At 67.2% G+C, this 18,210-nt stretch carries 24 protein-coding genes; all 24 read left to right on the forward strand.

What is annotated here, in order from left to right; genetic code table 11:
• The first annotated feature begins 4 nt into the window (after positions 1-4).
• Positions 5-649 carry an aspartate/glutamate racemase family protein gene (locus ACXJKR_RS07355; RefSeq protein ID WP_457322027.1) on the forward strand — a complete coding sequence of 215 codons (645 nt, stop codon included), beginning with the start codon at positions 5-7 and terminating at the stop codon, positions 647-649.
• 138 nt (positions 650-787) lie between these two features.
• Positions 788-1,996: an aminotransferase-like domain-containing protein gene (locus tag ACXJKR_RS07360; RefSeq protein ID WP_457321995.1), complete on the forward strand. Its 1,209-nt coding sequence runs from the start codon at positions 788-790 to the stop codon at positions 1,994-1,996.
• Positions 1,996-2,430 (forward strand): GNAT family N-acetyltransferase, encoded by a 435-nt coding sequence (locus ACXJKR_RS07365; protein ID WP_457321997.1) that lies wholly within the window; start codon positions 1,996-1,998, stop codon positions 2,428-2,430. Before ACXJKR_RS07360 ends, ACXJKR_RS07365 begins: the two co-directional genes overlap by 1 nt.
• Positions 2,431-2,437: 7 nt before the next feature.
• A complete protein-coding gene (locus ACXJKR_RS07370) occupies positions 2,438-3,277 on the forward strand; it encodes a PhzF family phenazine biosynthesis protein (protein WP_457321999.1) in 840 nt (279 codons plus the stop codon).
• 2 nt (positions 3,278-3,279) lie between these two features.
• Complete coding sequence (locus ACXJKR_RS07375; protein WP_457322001.1) at positions 3,280-3,858, forward strand: VOC family protein; 579 nt, start codon at positions 3,280-3,282, stop codon at positions 3,856-3,858.
• Complete coding sequence (locus ACXJKR_RS07380) at positions 3,858-4,562, forward strand: alanyl-tRNA editing protein (RefSeq protein WP_457322003.1); 705 nt, start codon at positions 3,858-3,860, stop codon at positions 4,560-4,562. Before ACXJKR_RS07375 ends, ACXJKR_RS07380 begins: the two co-directional genes overlap by 1 nt.
• 25 nt (positions 4,563-4,587) lie before the next feature.
• On the forward strand, positions 4,588-5,103 hold the full coding sequence (locus tag ACXJKR_RS07385) for a GNAT family N-acetyltransferase (protein ID WP_457322005.1): 516 nt from the start codon (positions 4,588-4,590) through the stop codon (positions 5,101-5,103).
• A 17-nt stretch (positions 5,104-5,120) separates the two neighbouring features.
• Positions 5,121-6,014, forward strand: coding sequence for an SMP-30/gluconolactonase/LRE family protein (locus ACXJKR_RS07390; protein WP_056205560.1), 894 nt, complete (start codon positions 5,121-5,123; stop codon positions 6,012-6,014).
• Between the two features lie 150 nt (positions 6,015-6,164).
• Entirely contained in the window at positions 6,165-6,662 is a 498-nt protein-coding gene (locus ACXJKR_RS07395) for an ATP synthase subunit I (protein WP_056205558.1), read from the forward strand.
• Positions 6,663-6,678: 16 nt separating this feature from the next.
• A complete protein-coding gene (gene atpB / locus ACXJKR_RS07400) occupies positions 6,679-7,533 on the forward strand; it encodes a F0F1 ATP synthase subunit A (RefSeq protein WP_056205556.1) in 855 nt (284 codons plus the stop codon).
• Positions 7,534-7,613: 80 nt separating this feature from the next.
• Positions 7,614-7,889 carry a F0F1 ATP synthase subunit C gene (gene atpE / locus ACXJKR_RS07405; protein WP_056205553.1) on the forward strand — a complete coding sequence of 92 codons (276 nt, stop codon included), beginning with the start codon at positions 7,614-7,616 and terminating at the stop codon, positions 7,887-7,889.
• A 74-nt stretch (positions 7,890-7,963) separates the two neighbouring features.
• Positions 7,964-8,434 carry a F0F1 ATP synthase subunit B gene (locus tag ACXJKR_RS07410; protein ID WP_457322008.1) on the forward strand — a complete coding sequence of 157 codons (471 nt, stop codon included), beginning with the start codon at positions 7,964-7,966 and terminating at the stop codon, positions 8,432-8,434.
• Positions 8,435-8,968 carry a F0F1 ATP synthase subunit delta gene (locus ACXJKR_RS07415; RefSeq protein WP_457322010.1) on the forward strand — a complete coding sequence of 178 codons (534 nt, stop codon included), beginning with the start codon at positions 8,435-8,437 and terminating at the stop codon, positions 8,966-8,968.
• A 94-nt stretch (positions 8,969-9,062) separates the two neighbouring features.
• A complete protein-coding gene (gene atpA, locus ACXJKR_RS07420; RefSeq protein WP_457322012.1) occupies positions 9,063-10,616 on the forward strand; it encodes a F0F1 ATP synthase subunit alpha in 1,554 nt (517 codons plus the stop codon).
• 57 nt (positions 10,617-10,673) lie between these two features.
• Positions 10,674-11,546: a F0F1 ATP synthase subunit gamma gene (atpG, locus tag ACXJKR_RS07425; protein ID WP_457322014.1), complete on the forward strand. Its 873-nt coding sequence runs from the start codon at positions 10,674-10,676 to the stop codon at positions 11,544-11,546.
• Positions 11,547-11,588: 42 nt separating this feature from the next.
• Positions 11,589-13,004, forward strand: coding sequence for a F0F1 ATP synthase subunit beta (gene atpD / locus ACXJKR_RS07430; RefSeq protein ID WP_056205542.1), 1,416 nt, complete (start codon positions 11,589-11,591; stop codon positions 13,002-13,004).
• Between the two features lie 71 nt (positions 13,005-13,075).
• Positions 13,076-13,492, forward strand: coding sequence for a F0F1 ATP synthase subunit epsilon (locus ACXJKR_RS07435; protein ID WP_457322017.1), 417 nt, complete (start codon positions 13,076-13,078; stop codon positions 13,490-13,492).
• A 63-nt stretch (positions 13,493-13,555) separates the two neighbouring features.
• Positions 13,556-14,356, forward strand: coding sequence for a beta-ketoacyl synthase chain length factor (locus ACXJKR_RS07440; RefSeq protein WP_457322019.1), 801 nt, complete (start codon positions 13,556-13,558; stop codon positions 14,354-14,356).
• A complete protein-coding gene (locus tag ACXJKR_RS07445; RefSeq protein ID WP_457322021.1) occupies positions 14,340-15,158 on the forward strand; it encodes a lysophospholipid acyltransferase family protein in 819 nt (272 codons plus the stop codon). Before ACXJKR_RS07440 ends, ACXJKR_RS07445 begins: the two co-directional genes overlap by 17 nt.
• A complete protein-coding gene (locus tag ACXJKR_RS07450) occupies positions 15,136-15,399 on the forward strand; it encodes a phosphopantetheine-binding protein (protein WP_056205536.1) in 264 nt (87 codons plus the stop codon). Before ACXJKR_RS07445 ends, ACXJKR_RS07450 begins: the two co-directional genes overlap by 23 nt.
• 20 nt (positions 15,400-15,419) lie before the next feature.
• Positions 15,420-15,713 carry an acyl carrier protein gene (locus ACXJKR_RS07455; RefSeq protein ID WP_056205534.1) on the forward strand — a complete coding sequence of 98 codons (294 nt, stop codon included), beginning with the start codon at positions 15,420-15,422 and terminating at the stop codon, positions 15,711-15,713.
• A 19-nt stretch (positions 15,714-15,732) separates the two neighbouring features.
• The gene (locus ACXJKR_RS07460; RefSeq protein WP_157282223.1) at positions 15,733-16,275 is read left to right on the forward strand and encodes a COG4648 family protein; all 543 of its coding nucleotides are present in this window, start codon (positions 15,733-15,735) and stop codon (positions 16,273-16,275) included.
• Complete coding sequence (locus tag ACXJKR_RS07465) at positions 16,265-17,956, forward strand: AMP-binding protein (protein ID WP_457322024.1); 1,692 nt, start codon at positions 16,265-16,267, stop codon at positions 17,954-17,956. The genes ACXJKR_RS07460 and ACXJKR_RS07465 overlap by 11 nt, the downstream gene beginning before the upstream one ends.
• Positions 17,953-18,210: glycosyltransferase (locus ACXJKR_RS07470; protein WP_457322026.1), on the forward strand; the 258-nt coding region annotated here is incomplete at its 3' end. The genes ACXJKR_RS07465 and ACXJKR_RS07470, both read left to right, overlap by 4 nt.

An 18,210-nucleotide genomic window follows, 5' to 3' on the forward strand; every position in this document is an offset into this window, starting at 1 on the left:
GCATCTGTACGCGCTGATCAACCGCGGCGTCGCCGCGCGCCTGGGTGGCCTGCACAGCGCCCAGCTGGTGCTGCACAGCGTCGACTTCGCGCCCATTGCGGCCATGCAGTCCGCCGGCCAGTGGGCCGAAGCCGCTCGCGTGCTGGGCGAAGCCGCCGCCGGCCTGAAGCGCGCCGGCGCGCAGGCGCTGCTGATTGCCACGAACACCATGCACCTGGTCGCCACCGAGATCGAGCAAGCGGCCGGCCTGCCGGTCTTGCACATCGTCGACGCGACCGCCGAGGCGCTGCGTGCGGCCGGCGTCAAACGCGCCGGCCTGCTGGCCACGCGCTTCACGATGGAGCAGGGCTTCTATCGCGACCGCATGTGGGAGCGATTTGGCATCGAGGTCATCACGCCCGAAGAGGTAGGCCGCACGGAAGTGCACCGCTTGATCTACGAGGAACTGTGCCGCGGCCGCTTTGAACCGGCCTCGCGCGAGGCCCTGCGCGCCCAGGTCGCAGCCCTGTCCGACCGCGGCGCACAGGCCGCCATTCTTGGCTGCACCGAGCTGGGCCTGCTGTTGCCCGCTGACAGCGCTGCCGCCCTGCCGCTGTTCGACTCCACCGATTTGCAGGCCCGTGCCGCGGTCGACTGGATGCTAGGCTGACTCCTTTGAAATCCCGCGAGTGATTGCCATGCACCATTCTGTCTTTGCCGGCCGGCGGGCCGAGCGCCGGGCCGCCCCTAGCCGGACCGCCATCCCCTCGGGGGATCGGTCCATGTACTCATGGAACGAGGGGCTGACATGACGACCGTCTGGACCCAAGCGCGCCGCGCCGCGCGGATGAACCCGTCCATCATTCGCGAGATCCTCAAGGTCACCGAGAAGCCGGGCATCCTGTCCATGGCCGGCGGCCTGCCGAGCGCGGACACCTTTCCGGTCGACGCGCTGAAGGCCGCCTGCGACCGCGTGCTGAGCAAGAACCCGCGCGAGGCCCTGCAATACGCGGCCAGCGAGGGCTTTGCGCCGCTGCGCGAATGGGTGGCGGCGCGGGTCGCAACACTCGGCATGACCGTGGCGCCGGAACAGGTGCTGATCACCAGCGGCTCCCAGCAGGGGCTGGACCTGGTCGGCAAGATCCTCTGCGACGCTGGTGCGCCGGTGGCCGTCGAGACGCCGACCTACCTCGGTGCGCTGCAGGCCTTCACGCCGTTTGAGCCCATCTTTGCGAGTCTCGCCAGCGACGACCAGGGCCCGCGCCCCGAGGCCATTGCGGCCCTGCCGCATGACGCGCCCGGCACGCGCTTCAGCTATCTGCTGCCCAACTACCAGAACCCGACCGGCCGCGTCATGGGCGCCCAGCGCCGCGTGGAAGTCGTCGAAGCCTCGCGCCGCGCCGGCGTGCCCATCGTCGAGGACAACCCTTATGGCGACCTCTGGTTCGACGAGCCGCCGCCGGCCGCGCTATCCAGCCTATGGCCGGAAGGGTCGCTCTACCTGGGCTCCTTCTCCAAGGTGCTGACGCCGGGCTTTCGCCTCGGCTATCTGATCGCCCCGCCCGAGCTGTACCCGAAGCTGCTGCAGGCCAAGCAGGCCGCCGACCTGCACACGCCGGGCTTCAATCAGCGCGTCGTCCACGAGGTCATCCGCGATGGCTTCCTGGACGGCCACATCCCCACCATCCGCGCCCTCTACAAGGCCAACCGCGATGCGATGGCCGAGGCTCTGCGCGAGCATCTGCCGCCGGGCTGCGACTACCTGTCGCCCCAGGGCGGCATGTTCTTCTGGATCCGCCTGCCCGAAGGCCTGGACGCGATGGCCCTGCTGCCCCGGGCCGTGGACGCCGGCATCGCCTATGTGCCGGGCGCGGCCTTCTATGCCCACCAGCCCGACCCGCGCACGCTGCGCCTGTCCTTCGTCACGCTGACACCGGACCTGATCCGGGATGGCGTCGAGAAGCTCGGCCGTCTGCTGCACGAGGCGCTGGAGCCGGTTGCGGAGCACGCGCCCTGATGCAGCGCGACGGCTACCGGCTCAGCTTTGCGCCCGAGGACATCGACGCCCGGGCGGCGCACGACTTCCTCGTCGGGGCCTATTGGTCCGAAGGCATTCCGCTGGCCTTGGTCGAGCGCTCGATTGCCAACTCACTGTGCATCGCGCTGCATGCCGAAGGGGTCGGCCAGGTCGGCTTTGCCCGCGTCGTGACCGACCGGACGACCTTCGCCTATCTCTGCGATGTCTATGTGCTCGATACCCACCGCGGCCACGGCCTGGCGAAATGGATGATCGAGACGCTGCTGGCCCACCCCGACCTGCAGGGCTTGCGCCGCTTCATGCTCTTCACCCGCGACGCCCATGCGGTCTACGCCGGCCACGGCTTCTCGCCACTGGCCAAGCCGCAGCGCGGCATGGAAATCGTCCGCCCCGGTCTTTATCTCAAGCCATGATCAAGCCATGACTCAGTTGCGCCGCTTCGCCCAGGTCGATGTGTTYACCGCCGTCCCACTGAAGGGCAATGCCTTGGCTGTCGTCATCGACGGTGCGGGGCTGTCCGACGACGAGATGAGCGACTTCGCGCGCTGGACCAATCTGTCCGAGACGACCTTCCTGCTGCCGCCCACCGACCCGGGCGCCGACTACCGCGTGCGCATCTTCACGCCCGGCGGCGAGCTGCCCTTTGCGGGCCACCCGACGCTGGGCAGCGCCCATGCCTTCCTGGCCAGCGGCGGCGATGCGAAGAAGGCCGGCGAGGTCGTGCAGCAATGCGCCATCGGCCTGGTGCGGGTGAAGCGCGACGGCGCCCGCCTGGCCTTTGCCGCGCCGCCGTTGAAGCGCAGTGGTGTCGTGGGCGCGGAGGAGCGTGCACAGGCGATTGCCGCGCTGCGCATCACGCCTGAAGCCTTGCTCGACCTGGTCTGGGTCGACAACGGCCCCGGCTGGATGGCCGCTCGCCTGGGCGACGCGGCCAGCGTGCTGGCGCTGCAGCCGGACTTCATCGCGATGCAGGGGCTCAAGCTCGGCGTCGTTGGTGCCTACCCGGCCGGCGGTGAATGCCAGTTCGAGGTGCGCGCCTTTGTGCCCGACCTCGGCATCCCCGAAGACCCGGTCACCGGCAGCCTCAACGCCGGCCTGGCGTTGTGGTTGCAGGAGTCCGGTCTGGCGGGCGACAGCTATGTGGCCGCCCAAGGCGCCGCTCTCGGTCGGGCCGGCCGCGTGTATGTGAAGCGCGACGGCGAGGGCACCTGGATTGGCGGCGACGTGACGCCGCTGATCCACGGCCAGGTGAAACTGTGAGCATGGAGCTGGATCACCTCGTCGTCGGCGCGGCGACGCTCGACGAAGGAGTTGCCTGGTGCGAGCGCGTGCTCGGCGTGACGCCCGAGCCGGGCGGCAAGCATGCGCTGATGGGCACGCACAACCGCCTCGTGCGGATCAGCGGCCCCAATCACCCGCGCTGTTATCTCGAAATCATCGCCATCGATCCCGACGCGCCACCACCCGGCCGCGCACGCTGGTTCGACCTCGATCTGCCCGCGCTGCGCGAGCGGCTCGCCGAAGGACCGGGGCTGATCCACTGGGTCGCCCGCGTGCCCAATCTGGATGCGGCCCTGGCCTGCTGGCGCAGCGAAGGCGTGGATGCCGGCATGGCGACCGAAGCCTCGCGCGGCAACCTGTGCTGGCGCATCGCGCTGCGTGAGGACGGCCGCCGCCTGCGCCGTGAAGCATTGCCCGTGCTGATCGAATGGGGCGACGCGCATCCGACCGACGCGATGGTTGACCAGGGCGTGCAGTTGCTGGGCTTTGATTCGCGCGACGGCCTGCGCGCGCGTCTCGCGACACCGCGCGGCGAAGTCGAACTGGAGGCTGTTGCGTGATGAAAACCGAAGACCTGTTCCGCGAGGACGCGACGCTGCTGGCCTGCGACGCGACCGTCATCGCCCAAGTCGAGGGCGGTGTGCTGCTTGATCGCACGGTCTGCTACCCGCTCGGCGGTGGCCAGGCCGGCGACACCGGTTGGCTGATCGCGGGCGAGCAGCGCTGGCGTGTGACCGACACGCGCAAGAGCAAGGAACACCCCGAGGCCATCGTCCACCTGATTGACGGCGAGCTGCCCGCCGTCGGCACGGCGGTGCGCATCGAGGTCGACGCCGCGCGCCGCCAGGCGCACCGGCGTTTCCATACGGCGACACATCTGCTGTGCGCGCTGCTGCCCTATCCGGTTGACGGCTGTTCCATCACCGAAGGCTATGCGCGGCTGGACTTCCACACCGACGAGCCCTTCGACAAGGAGGCCATCCAGGCGGGTCTGGATCGGCTGGTGGCCGAGGCGCATCCGGTGGGGCACCGCTGGATCACGGAAGACGAGCTTGACGCCAATCCCGGCCTGGTCCGCTCGATGAGCGTGCAGCCGCCGCGCGGACTTGGCCGCATTCGGGTGCTGGAGGTGCAAGGCGTGGATCTGCAACCATGCGGTGGGACGCACGTCAGCAACACATCTGAGATCGGTCCTGTGATCGTGACAAGGATAGAAAAGAAGAGCGCCAAGACCCGTCGCGTGGTCTTGGGATTTGCTGCCTGAGGCGGCTGGCTAAACTGCGACGCCTATGGCCGGCCCCGACATACAGCTCATCACGCCCGAGTCCCCCGAGGACTGGCAGGAGACCCGACTCATCCTGCGCGACTACGCCAACAGCCTCGACGTCGATCTCGACTTCCAGGGCTTCGAGGAAGAACTTGCAGGGCTTCCTGGCGTTTACGCGCCGCCCGGCGGCCTGATGCTGCTGGCCACCGTCGATGGCGCCATCGCCGGCAGCGGTGCCTTCCGCCCCCTGCCCGACGCCGACTACCCCAACGCCTGCGAGATGAAGCGCCTCTTCGTGCGCCCGGCCTTCCGCCGTTTTGGCCTGGGCCGCATACTGGCCCAGGCGCTGATGGATCGCGCCACCGAGGCGGGCTACTCGTCCATGCTGCTCGACACGCTGGATGACATGGAAGCCGCCCGTGGGCTCTACGAGAGCCTGGGCTTTGCTGAGGTGCCACCGTTCTACTTCAACCCCATCCCCGGCGCCCACTATCTGAAGGCCGAGCTCGGCGCCTTCCGGCCGAGTTACTTCGGATAACCGCCTAGAGTGCCGGCATGGCACTCGAACACGACATCCAGCCCCTCGGCGAGCACCGCTGCCTGCTTGGCGAATCGCCGCTCTGGCATCCCACCGAACTGCAGCTCTATGCGGTCGACATTCCGGGCCGTCAGGTGCTGCGCTGGCGCGCGGGCATCGACGCGCCAGACGTGTGGCCGCAGGCGGCGGAGCCCGGCTGCATCGCGGCTCGCGCCGGCGGCGGCCTGCTCGTCGCGCGGCGCGACGGCCTGTGGGCGCTGGACACGACTACCGGTGCGCAGCAACTCGTCAGCCCGCCACCCTACGACCCTGCAAGGCTGCGCTTCAACGACGGCAAGGTCGACCCTGCCGGGCGTTTGTGGATCGGCAGCATCTCGGATGCGCGTGAGCCCGAGGCGGCGCTGTATCGCTTCGACGGCAAGGTCTTTGAATCTCAGGTGCCCGGCTTGACGACATCCAACGGTCTGGCCTGGAGTCCCGACGGCCACCGCATGCACTGGTCCGATACCAAGGCCCATCGCATCTACGTCGCGGACTTCGACGTGGCGACCGGCGCGCTGTCTTCCCCGCGCGTCTTCGCCGAATTCAAGCCGCGCGCGCCGGGCGAGGCCTACGGAGGCCGCCCTGACGGTGCAGCGATGGATGCTGAAGGCCACTACTGGGCCGCGATGTTTGAAGGTGGCTGCCTGCTGCGCATTGCGCCGACCGGCGAAGTTGTGCAGCGTGTCGAGTTGCCGGTGACCTGCCCGACCATGCCCACCTTCGGCGGCGCTGACTTGCGCACCCTCTTCATCACGACGGCGCGCGAGAAGCGCCCCGCCGACGAACTGGAACGCGAGCCGCTCGCTGGCGCCGTGCTGCAACTGCGCGTCGACGTGCCGGGCTTGCCCGCGACCCTGACAAGCGCCTGAATCCTGTGTCGGCCTGGGGGCGTATTTACCCCGGTGTAACTCGTCACATATAATGGCTGGCTTTGTTGGGTGGCGCCCGTGCGTCATCCCGGTGCAATCAGCTCCTGGTAGTTTTGGGGGTTGAGCCGCCCACCCCAGGACCCTGGCGCCATGACCGAGAACGGCCCCCGAAAGACCTGGCCCCCCGCCGTTTCGACGGCCGGCGGCTGGGACGACGACAAAGAGGAGCTGCCCGTCAAGGCCCTGAGCCCTGAGCAGGCGGCAGCGCTGAAGTCGGCGTTGCCGATGTTGTCGCCCTGGCGTGTGCTGGGGATGCAGCTGGTGGCAGGCTTGCTGTGCGTGGCCGTGATCCGGCTGTGGACGGCGTCCGGCGTGGCCATGGTTTCGGCGCTCTATGGCGTCGCGGCGGTGGTGCTGCCAAACATGCTGCTGGCGCGGGGCATGACAAAGCGCGTGGATTCAGCGGTCGGTGCGGCTGCCGGGTTCATGGGTTGGGAATTTTTGAAAATCGGTGCATCGATCGCGATGCTGGTGCTGGCGCCAAAGGTGGTGCCGGGCCTGAGCTGGCCAGCCCTGCTGGTCACCCTCGCGGTGTGCATCAAAGTGAACTGGCTGGCGCTCGCGTGGCGTGGCCGCAGATTGACCTGACGAGGCAGAACGAAACATGGCAGCAGAAGGCCACGAAACAGCAGCCCCGAGCGCTGGTGAATACATCATTCACCACTTGAACCACGCGCAGAGTGGCAAGCAGCAAGGCATCGTCGACTTCTCCGTCGTCAACCTCGACTCCATCTTCTTCAGCGTGCTGCTGGGTCTGGTGGGCAGCTTCTTGCTGTGGCGCGCCGCGAAGGCTGCTACTTCGGGCGTCCCGGGCCGTTTTCAAGCCGCCGTCGAAATCCTCGTCGAGATCGTTGCCGATCAGGCCAAGGGCATCGTCCACAACGCCAACAGCCGCAAGCTCGTCGCGCCGCTGGCCCTGACCGTGTTCGTCTGGATCTTCCTGATGAATGCGATGGACTTGTTCCCGGTGGATCTGTTCCCCTGGATCTGGCAGAACCTCACCGGTGACCACCACGCTTACCTGCGCGTCGTGCCGACTGCGGACCTGTCCATGACCATGGGCCTGTCCCTTGGCGTGCTGATCACCTGCCTCATCTACAACGTCAAGATGAAGGGCGCCGGCGGCTGGGCTCACGAGCTCGTTGCGGCACCGTTCGGCGACAAGGTCTATCTGTACCCAGTCAACCTGGCCATGCAGCTGATCGAGTTCGTCGCCAAGACGGTCTCCCACGGCATGCGACTGTTCGGCAACATGTATGCCGGCGAACTGATCTTCATGCTGATCGCCCTGATGGGCGGCGCCTGGAGCCTGTCGGCCACCGGCATCGGCCTGGCCATCGGCCACATCATCGCGGGCTCGGTGTGGGCGATCTTCCACATCCTGATCATCACGTTGCAGGCCTTCGTGTTCATGATGCTGACGCTGGTCTACATCGGCCAGGCCCACGACGCGCACTGATCCCGCAGCAGCCGTCCCCCAGTTTTTCCAAGCAGTTTTCCCTCAACCCTTTCTCTCTTTTTTCCCCTCAAGGAGTCATCGTGGAAGTCATTAGCTTTGTTGCCCTCGCCGCTGGTCTGATCATTGGTCTGGGCGCCTTCGGTGCTTGTATCGGCATCGGCATCATGGGCAGCAAGTACCTTGAGTCCGCCGCTCGTCAGCCTGAGCTGATGAACGAACTGCAGACCAAGATGTTCCTGCTGGCCGGCCTGATCGACGCGGCCTTCATCATCGGCACGGGTATCGCCCTGTGGTTCGCCACCGCCAACCCGTTCCTGGGCCAGATCGCTACTGCGCTGGCTGCTGGCGCCAAGTAATTCGATGCTGTCGACCCGCCGTGGCCAAGGTTGCCCCGGAGGTTTCCGCACTCGAAACTTTGTGAGGCACCAAGGTGTTTATTAACGCATCGCTCATCGTTCAGATGATCGTGTTCCTGATCCTGGTCGGGTTCACGATGAAGTATGTGTGGCCGCCGATCATCAAGGCGCTCGACGAGCGTGCCGCGAAGATCGCCGCTGGCCTGTCCGCTGCCGACAAGGCCAAGGCCGAACTGGCCGGCGCCGAAGCGCAGATCGCCAAGGAACTGGCTCAGACCAAGGCTGAATCCGGCACGCTGATCTCGGATGCCGAGAAGCGCGCCGCCGCCATCGTCGACGCTGCCAAGGGCCGCGCCGAAGAAGAAGGCGCCAAGATCCTGGCCGCCGCCAAGGCCGACGCCGAGCAGCAGGTTTCCCGCGCTCGCGAAGTCCTGCGCGAGCAAGTCGCTGCACTGGCCGTCAAGGGCGCCGAGCAGATCCTGCAGAAGGAAGTCAACGCCGGCGTTCACGCCGAGCTGCTGGCTCGCCTGAAGACGGAGCTGTAAATGGCCGAGATCGCCACCATCGCCCGCCCCTACGCGGAAGCCCTGTTCCAGGTTGCCAAGTCGCAAGACCTGGGCGCCTGGGGCAAGCAGCTCGACGCGCTGGCCCAGGTGGCGCAGGACGCCGATCTGCGCCAGTTCGCCGATCACCCCAAGGCCCAGGCTGAGCAAGTCGTTGCGGTCATCGCCGCCGCGGCCAAGCAAGACCTCGCCGCCGGTGTGCAGAACTTCCTGCGCGCCATCGTCGAGAACGGCCGCCTGGCTGCGCTGCCCGAGATCGTGGCCCAGTACCACGTGCTGGCCAACGCCGCTTCGGGCGTGTCCGACGCGCAGATCTTCAGCGCCTACGAGATCAGCGACGCTCAGCTCGCCGACCTCAAGGCGTCGCTGGAGAAGCGCTTCGGCCGCAAGCTCGAAGCCCATGTGCAGCTGGAGCCCGGCCTGATCGGCGGCGTTCGCGTCGTCGTGGGTGACGAGGTGCTGGACACCTCCGTCAAAGCCCGCCTTGAGCGCATGAAAGTTGCGCTGACTGCCTGATCCGCAGCTGGACACCCGCAAGACATTCCGATTTACCCCCGCGTCTGACCCCGCCCTTGATCCGGCGAAGGAACGGCCACCTGGGAGACCTAGCATGCAACTGAATCCCGCTGAAATTTCCGAACTGATCAAGAGCCGTATCGAGGGTCTTGGTGGCAGCACGGACATCCGCAACCAGGGCACCGTCGTGTCCGTTTCCGACGGTATCGTCCGCGTCCACGGCCTGTCCGACGTGATGCAGGGCGAAATGCTCGAATTCCCGGTCGCCAAGGACGGCAGCCAGACCTTCGGCCTGGCCCTGAACCTCGAGCGCGACTCCGTCGGCGCCGTGATTCTGGGTGCCTATGAGCACATCTCGGAAGGCGACACCGTCAAGTGCACGGGCCGCATCCTGGAAGTGCCGGTCGGCCCCGAGCTGATCGGCCGCGTCGTCAACGCGCTGGGCGAGCCGATCGACGGCAAGGGCCCGATCAACGCCAAGATGACGGACGTCATCGAGAAGGTCGCCCCGGGCGTGATCGCGCGCAAGAGCGTGGACCAGCCGGTGCAGACCGGCCTGAAGTCGATTGACTCGATGGTTCCTGTCGGCCGTGGCCAGCGCGAACTGATCATTGGTGACCGTCAGACGGGCAAGACCGCCGTCGCCATCGACGCGATCATCAACCAGAAGGGTCAGAACATGACCTGCGTCTACGTCGCCATCGGCCAGAAGGCGTCGTCGATCAAGAACGTGGTGCGCTCGCTGGAGCAGGCCGGCGCGATGGAATACACCATCGTCGTCGCCGCTTCCGCTTCGGAATCCGCTGCGATGCAGTACGTGTCGGCCTACTCGGGCTGCACGATGGGCGAGTACTTCCGCGACCGCGGCCAAGACGCGCTGATCATTTACGACGACCTGTCCAAGCAAGCCGTCGCCTACCGCCAGGTCTCCCTGCTGCTGCGCCGCCCGCCGGGCCGCGAAGCCTACCCTGGCGACGTGTTCTATCTGCACAGCCGCCTGCTGGAGCGCGCCGCCCGCGTGAACGCCGACTACGTCGAAGCCTTCACCAAGGGTGAAGTCAAGGGCAAGACAGGTTCGCTGACGGCACTGCCGATCATCGAAACGCAAGCCGGCGACGTGTCCGCCTTCGTGCCGACCAACGTGATCTCGATCACCGACGGCCAGATCTTCCTGGAAACCAGCCTGTTCAACGCCGGTATCCGCCCCGCCATCAACGCCGGTATCTCGGTGTCGCGCGTCGGTGGTGCTGCCCAGACCAAGCTGATCAAGTCGCTGTCCGGCGGTATCCGTACCGACCTGGCGCAGTACCGTGAGCTGGCTGCGTTCGCGCAGTTCGCTTCCGACCTGGACGAAGCCACCCGCAAGCAGCTGGACCGCGGTGCCCGTGTGACGGAACTGCTCAAGCAGGCCCAGTACTCGCCGCTGTCCATCTCGCTGATGGCCGCGTCGCTGTACGCCGCCAACAAGGGCTTCATGGACAGCATCGAAGTGAAGAAGGTCCTGGCCTTCGAACACGGCCTGCACCAGTACCTGAAGACCAGCCACGCCGCCCTGCTTGCCAAGCTGGAAGCCGACAAGGCGATGGACAAGGACGCCGAAGCTGAACTGAACGCCGCCATCACGGCTTTCAAGAAGTCCTTCGCTTAAGCCACGGAACACGTGGGGCTGAGCTTCAACTTAGCCCTGCACTGACTAGGAGTTCGAATGGCTTCAAGCAAAGAAATCCGCGGCAAGATCAAGTCGGTCGAGAACACCAAGAAGATCACCAAGGCGATGGAAATGGTCGCCGCGTCCAAGATGCGCAAGGCGCAGGAGCGGATGCGGTCGGCTCGCCCCTACGCCGAGAAGATCGGCAACATCGCGGCCAGCCTCGCCAAGGCCAATCCCGAGTACCGCCATCCCTTCCTCGTCAAGAACGAGGGCGTGAAGGCGGTCGGCATGGTCGTCGTCACGACGGACAAGGGCCTGTGCGGTGGTCTCAACACCAATCTGCTGCGCGCGGCCACTGCCAAGCTCAAGGAACTGGAAACCGCGGGCCAGAAGGCCGAGGTCGTCGCCATCGGCGGCAAGGGCCTGGGCTTCATGAACCGCATCGGCGCCAAGGTCGTTGCCCACGCGACGCAGCTCGGCGACCAGCCCCACATTGAGGCCCTCATCGGCCCGGTCAAGGTGCTGCTCGACCAGTACGCCGAAGGCAAGCTGTCCGCCGTCTACCTCTGCTACACGCAGTTCATCAACACGATGAAGCAAGAGGTGAAGGTGCACCAGCTGCTGCCGCTCAAGGCCAGCGACATGGAAACGGACAAGGCCGGCCACTCGTGGGACTACATCTACGAGCCGGACGCCCCCACGGTGATCAACGAGCTGTTGATGCGCTACACGGAAGCGCTGGTCTTCCAGGCCGTTGCCGAGAACATGGCCAGCGAGCAGTCCGCCCGCATGGTGGCCATGAAGGCCGCGACCGACAACGCCGGCACGCTGATCGGTGAGCTGAAGCTGGTCTACAACAAGACCCGCCAGGCAGCCATCACCAAAGAGTTGTCCGAGATCGTCAGCGGCGCAGCCGCGGTCGGTTGAGTCGCTTCGGCACGCAAAGAATTGAATTGAAGGAACGCAAAAATGGCTAACACTCAAGCAGCAGTCGGCAAGATCGTTCAGTGCATTGGCGCCGTCGTCGACGTGGAATTCCCGCGCGACCGCATGCCCAAGGTGTACGACGCGCTGAAGATGGAAGGCTCGGCACTGACGCTGGAAGTCCAGCAGCAGCTGGGCGACGGCGTGGTCCGCACCATTGCGCTGGGTTCGTCCGACGGCCTGCGCCGCGGCACCGAAGTCTTCAACACCGGCGATACCATCAAGGTGCCGGTCGGCAAGGCAACCCTCGGCCGCATCATGGACGTGCTGGGCAACCCCATCGACGAGCGCGGCCCGGTCTCTTCCGAGCTGACCGCCTCCATCCACCGCGCCGCCCCGGCCTATGACGAGCTGAGCCCGTCGCAGGACCTGCTGGAAACCGGCATCAAGGTGATCGACTTGATCTGCCCGTTCGCCAAGGGCGGCAAGGTGGGTCTGTTCGGTGGCGCCGGCGTCGGCAAGACCGTCAACATGATGGAGCTCATCAACAACATCGCCAAGGCGCACAGCGGTCTGTCCGTGTTCGCCGGCGTGGGTGAGCGCACCCGTGAGGGCAACGACTTCTATCACGAGATGTCGGACTCCGGCGTCGTGGTCCAGGACAAGCTGGAAGACTCCAAGGTCGCCATGGTCTACGGCCAGATGAACGAGCCCCCGGGCAACCGTCTGCGCGTGGCACTGACCGGCCTGACCATCGCCGAGTCCTTCCGCGACGAAGGCAAGGACGTGCTGTTCTTCGTGGACAACATCTACCGCTACACGCTGGCCGGCACGGAAGTGTCCGCACTGCTGGGCCGCATGCCTTCCGCCGTGGGCTACCAGCCGACGCTGGCCGAGGAAATGGGCCGCCTGCAAGAGCGCATCACGTCGACCAAGGTCGGCTCGATCACGTCCATCCAGGCCGTCTACGTCCCTGCCGATGACTTGACCGACCCGTCGCCTGCCACGACCTTCGCCCACTTGGACGCTACCGTCGTGCTGTCGCGTGACATCGCTTCGCTGGGCATCTACCCCGCCGTGGACCCGCTGGACTCGACCAGCCGCCAGATCGACCCCAACGTCGTCGGCGAAGAGCACTACACGACGACCCGTGCCGTGCAGCAGGTTCTGCAGCGCTACAAGGAACTGCGCGACATCATCGCCATCCTGGGCATGGACGAACTGTCGCCGGAAGACAAGCTGTCGGTTGCTCGCGCCCGCAAGATCCAGCGCTTCCTGTCGCAGCCCTTCCACGTCGCCGAAGTCTTCACCGGCTCGCCCGGCAAGTACGTGCCGCTGAAGGAAACCATCCGCGGCTTCAAGATGATCGTGGCCGGCGAGTGCGACCACCTGCCCGAGCAAGCTTTCTACATGGTGGGAACCATCGACGAAGCTTTCGAGAAGGCCAAGAAGATCCAGTGAGGTTGACGGGGACGTCTCGGCGTCCCGTCTCCCGCAGGACTTCTTCAATGGTTAGCTAAGGAAGATTGAACATGGCAACCCTCCACGTCGACGTGGTCTCCGCCGAAGAGCTGATCTTCTCGGGCGAGGCCAAGTTCGTCGCCCTGCCGGGCGAGAGTGGCGAGCTCGGCATCCTGCCGAAGCACACGCCGCTGATCACCCGCATCAAGCCGGGCGCCGTGCGCATCGAGCGCCCGGACGGCACCGAAGAGTTCGTCTTCGTCGCCGGCGGCATCCTCGAAGTGCAGCCGAACCGCGTGACCGTGCTGGCCGACACCGCCATCCGCGGCAAAGACCTCGACGAAGCCAAGGCCGTCGAGGCCAAGAAGCAGGCCGAGGAAGCGCTCAAGAACGCCAAGAGCGAACTCGACCAGGCGGCGATCCAGAACGAATTGCTCACGCTGGCGGCGCAGGTCGCAGCGCTGCGCAAGTTCCGCGCGAAGAGCTAAGGGCATTCCCTGCCCAAACCGCAAGCCCGCCTCTTGGCGGGTTTTCTACTTTCTGACCCGTCCATGACCGCGCCCGCCACCGCTCACACCGCCGCCCAGCATGGCCTGGCCCTGCATGTCGAGCAGTGGGCGGCGTGGGCGCCCGGCCTCGCTTCCCAGGACGACTGGCGGGCCTGGCTGCGCCAGCCGCAGCCCCTGCCCGCCGACGCGCCGGCTTCGCCGCCGTTGCCCGAAGTGCCTGCGATGGCGCGGCGGCGCATCGACCCGCTGGGGCGGGCCGCCCTGCAGGTGGCCTACTGGGCCCAGCAGGACGTCGACGGCGCGGCGCTGGCGGCCATGCCCCTGGTGTTCGCGTCGCGCTGGGGCGAACTGGCCCGCTCTGTGGTCATGCTGCAGGAACTGGCCCAGGGCGAAGCCCTGTCGCCGACCGCCTTCAGCCACTCGGTGCACAACGCCATCGGTGCGCAGTACTCCATCCAGCGCGGCGTCACCGCCAATGTCAGCGCGGTGGCCGCCGGCGAAGTCAGCGCCGCCGCCGGCTGGGTCGAAGCCCAGGCCCTGCTGGCCACCGGCGCACCGGCCGTGCTGCTGACGGTGTTCGACGCGCCGCTGCCGGCGCTGTACGCCCACACCGGGCTGGATGCGCTGATCGCGCCACCCCATGCCTATGCCCTGCGCCTGCGTCTGGCGCGTGCGGGCGAACCGGCCGTGCAGCTGACGCGCGAGGCGTCGCTCGCACCCGCGACATCCGGCACGCTGGCGCCCAACCTGCAGGTGCTGCAGTGGCTGCTCAACCCCGCGGCCGAGCTGCGCCAGGGGGACGGCGCCGCGGACTGGCAGTGGCGCCATGTCGTCGCTCGATAGCCTGCTGCTCGACTGGTCCCGGGCCTGGTCCCGCGCCTGGCGGGTGCTGGCCACGGCCTTCAGCTTCGCCTGCTTCGGCATCGGCGGCCTGCTGATGGGCGTGCTCGCCTTCCCGCTGATCAACCTGCTGGTGTGGAGCCCGGTGCGCCGCATCCRCTGGTCACGTGCGCTGGTGGGGGCCAGCTTTCGCGGCTTTATCGGCCTGATGACGCTGCTCGGTCTGGTGCGCGTGCGCTGGACGGGCGTCGAGCGCTTGCAGCGGCGTGGCCTGCTGGTGCTGGCCAACCACCCGACGCTGATCGACGTGGTGGCGCTGATCGGGCGCACGCCCAACGCCGATTGCGTCGTGCGTGCCGGGCTGGGCGACAACCCCTTCACCTGGGGGCCGGTGCGGGCCTGCAACTATTTGCGTAACGACCGTGGCAGCGAGGTGTTGGAAGGTTTCAACGCCAGCCTCCAGGCGGGCAGCAATCTGGTAATTTTTCCCGAAGGCACCCGAAGCAGGCCCGGGCATGCTTTGCAGTTGCAGCGCGGTGCGGCCCAATTGGCCCTGCGCACGGGCGTGGCCATCACGCCAGTGCGCATTCGCTGCGAGCCGCTGGGATTGAGCAAAGGCTGGCCGTGGTGGAAAACCCACGACCGGCCGTTACACCTGAGTCTGGATGTGGGCGAGGACATCGCCGTGACACCCTTTCTAGAGGGTGCTCACGGAGAATTCCCGCTCGCTGCAAGACGGCTCACGGGATACTTGCGGGACTATTTTTCTGGGGGAAAAGGCGATGGAACAGAGCCTGGAACTTGAAATCAAGACCTTGCTCATCGACGCCTTGAATCTCGAGGACATGAGCGCAGACGACATCGACGCCGAGCAGCCGCTCTTCGTCGAAGGCCTCGGCCTGGATTCCATCGACGCGCTCGAGCTGGGCCTGGCGCTGCAAAAGCGCTATGGCGTCACCATGTCGGCCGATTCGGAGGAAACCCGCCGCCATTTCCGCTCCATCCGGGCTTTGGCAGCTTTCGTGGCCACGAGCCGCAAGGGCTGAATCGCCAGGGAGTTCACACCATGACCGAACACGACATCTACACGCGCCTGTCGGCCATCCTGGTCGAGACCTTCGACATCGAGCCCGAGCGCATCCGCCCGGAAGCCCGGCTGTACGACGACCTGGACATCGACTCCATCGACGCGGTGGACCTCATCGTCAAGCTCAAGCCCCTGGTGGGCAAGCGCCTGCAGCCCGAGGCCTTCAAATCGGTGCGCACGCTGCAGGACGTCGTCAACGCCCTGACCGCGCTGCTGCAGCAGGCCGAAGAAACCACCGGTGAAGACGAGGCCGCGCTGCCGCGCGCCGCCTGATCCCGTTTCTCGCCCCAGCGTGCGCAACATCCTCTGGGTGGCGCTGACCGCCCTCTATCCCGTTCTCGTCTACCTGGGCCTCGCACATGCCGAGCCTCGGGTACTGGCGTTGCTGCTGCTGGCGCTGGCACTGGCGCGCTACCTCGCCTCGCGCAGCCAGCAGGCCCTCGCGATCGCGCTGGCCGGCCTGGTGCTGGCCGCGTTGACGGCCTGGTCCAACCAGCTGTTGCCGCTGAAGATCTACCCGGTGGCGATGAACCTGGCCATGCTGGTGCTCTTCGGCGCCAGCCTGTTCAAGGGCCAGACCGTCGTCGAGCGCCTGGCGCGCCTGCACGACCCCGAGCTGGACGCCCACGGGGTGGCCTACACGCGCCGCGTCACCATCGTCTGGTGCGGCTTCTTCATCGTCAACGGCAGCATCAGCCTGGCGACGGCCCTGTGGGCCAGCGAGCAGACCTGGGCGCTGTACAACGGCTTCATCACTTACGGGCTGATGGGCACCCTGATGGGCGGCGAGTGGCTGGTGCGCCGCCGCGTACGAGCCGGCAAGCATGTGGCGTGAACTGCGCCTCGGCCTTGCCGGTGCCCTGAGCCCGGCGCGGGCCGCTCAGCCCGTGGGTTGGCGTTCCGGCCGGGCTGTCATGTCGGCCGAGTTCCTGGCCCAGGCCGCTGGCTGGTTCGCGCATTTCCAGGCGCTGGCGACGGGCGACGTCGCACTGCATTTCGAAGACACCCTGCACGCCACCGCCGCGCTGTTCGGCGCCTGGCATGCCCGCAAGACCGTCTGGTGGCCCGGTGACGCGCTGCCGGCCACGGCGCAGCGTCTGTCCGAGCAGGTGGGGGCGTTTGCCGGCGACTGGCCTGGCCGCAGCGATGCCACTGCTGCCGTGGCCGATGCGCCCGTGCCGGATTGGCAGTCGCTGGACCCGCAGGCCCCCCAGCTCGTCGTTTTCACTTCCGGCAGCAGCGGCGAGCCCAGCGCCATCCCCAAGCAGCTGCACCAGTTGTTCGACGAGGTGCGCGCGCTGGAAGCCGAGTTCGGTGCGCGCCTGGACGGCGCCACGGTTCACGCCACCGTCAGCCACCAGCACATCTACGGCCTGCTGTTCCGCGTGCTGTGGCCGCTGGCGGCCGGCAGGCCCACCGCGGCGAACCGCGTGGCCTATCTGGAAGACCTGCATGCCGTGCCCGGCCGCATCGCGCTGATCGCCAGCCCGGCCCACCTGAAGCGCCTGCAGCTCGCCGTCACCGGCGACCTGCCCGAGCGCCTGGCGGCGGTGTTCAGCTCCGGCGGCCCGCTGCCAGCCGATGCGCTGGCCCCCTGCGCCGAGCGCCTGGGTCAGACGCCCATCGAGGTCTACGGCAGCAGCGAGACCGGCGGTGTGGCCTGGCGCCAGCGCCCGCCCGGCGCGGGCGATGCCGAGCCCTGGCGCGCGCTGCCCGGCGTCGAATGGCAATTGAGCGACGGCCAGCTGCAGCTGCGCTCGGCCCATATCGGTGGCGATGACTGGTACACGGCCGCCGACCATGCGCGCGCGGAAGGCCCCGGCTTCGTGCTGTTGGGCCGCGCGGACCGCATCGTCAAGGTGGAAGAAAAGCGCGTGTCGCTGGCCGCCGTCGAGCAGGCCCTGCTGGCCAGCGGCCAGGTGCAGGAAGCCCGCGCGCYGCTGCTGCCGGGCTCGCGCCAGGAGCTGGGCGTCGTGTTGGTGCCCACGCCCGAGGCCTGGGGCGCCATCGACCAGGCCGGCCGCGCTGCATGGCTCGCGCCGCTGCGCGAACGCCTGGCCGCCCAGCTGGAGTCCACCGTGCGCCCGCGCCGCTGGCGCCTCGTCAGCGAATTCCCCGCCAACACCCAGGGCAAGACCACTCAGGCCGCATTGCAGGCCTTGTTCGACCCCATGCGCCCGCCCGCCCGGGTGCTGATGCGTGAGGCGCTGACGGTGCGGCTGCGCGTCGACATCGAGGCCCGCCATCCCGGCTTCGAAGGGCACTTTGAGGGCCAGCCTGTGCTGCCGGGCGTCGTGCAGCTGGATTGGGCAGAGCGCTTTGCACGCGAGCTGTTCGCACTGCAGCCGGCCTTTGCCGGGCTGGACCAGCTCAAGTTCCAGCAGGTCATCCGCCCCGGCGGCACCGTGGACCTCGAGCTGACCATCAATGCCGACGGCAGCGAGCTGCGTTTCGCGCTGACCAGCGAGCGCGGCGCGCACGCCAGCGGCAAGCTGCGCTTCGGAGCCGGCGTGTGAAGGTTTGCGCCGTCATTCCTGTTTACAACCATGGCGGTACGGTCGGTGGCGTTGCGGCCAAGCTGCGCGAGCAGGGCCTGCCGGTGCTGCTGGTGGACGATGGCAGCGCAGCCGCCACGGCAGCGCAGCTCGACGCCTTGGCGCGGCAGGACGGCATCCAGCTGCTGCGCCTGCCGCACAACCAGGGCAAGGGCGTGSCCGTCATCGCCGGCATGCGCCTGGCGGTCGAGCAGGGCTACACCCATGGCCTGCAG

The organism is Roseateles sp. P5_E11 (assembly GCF_054049355.1).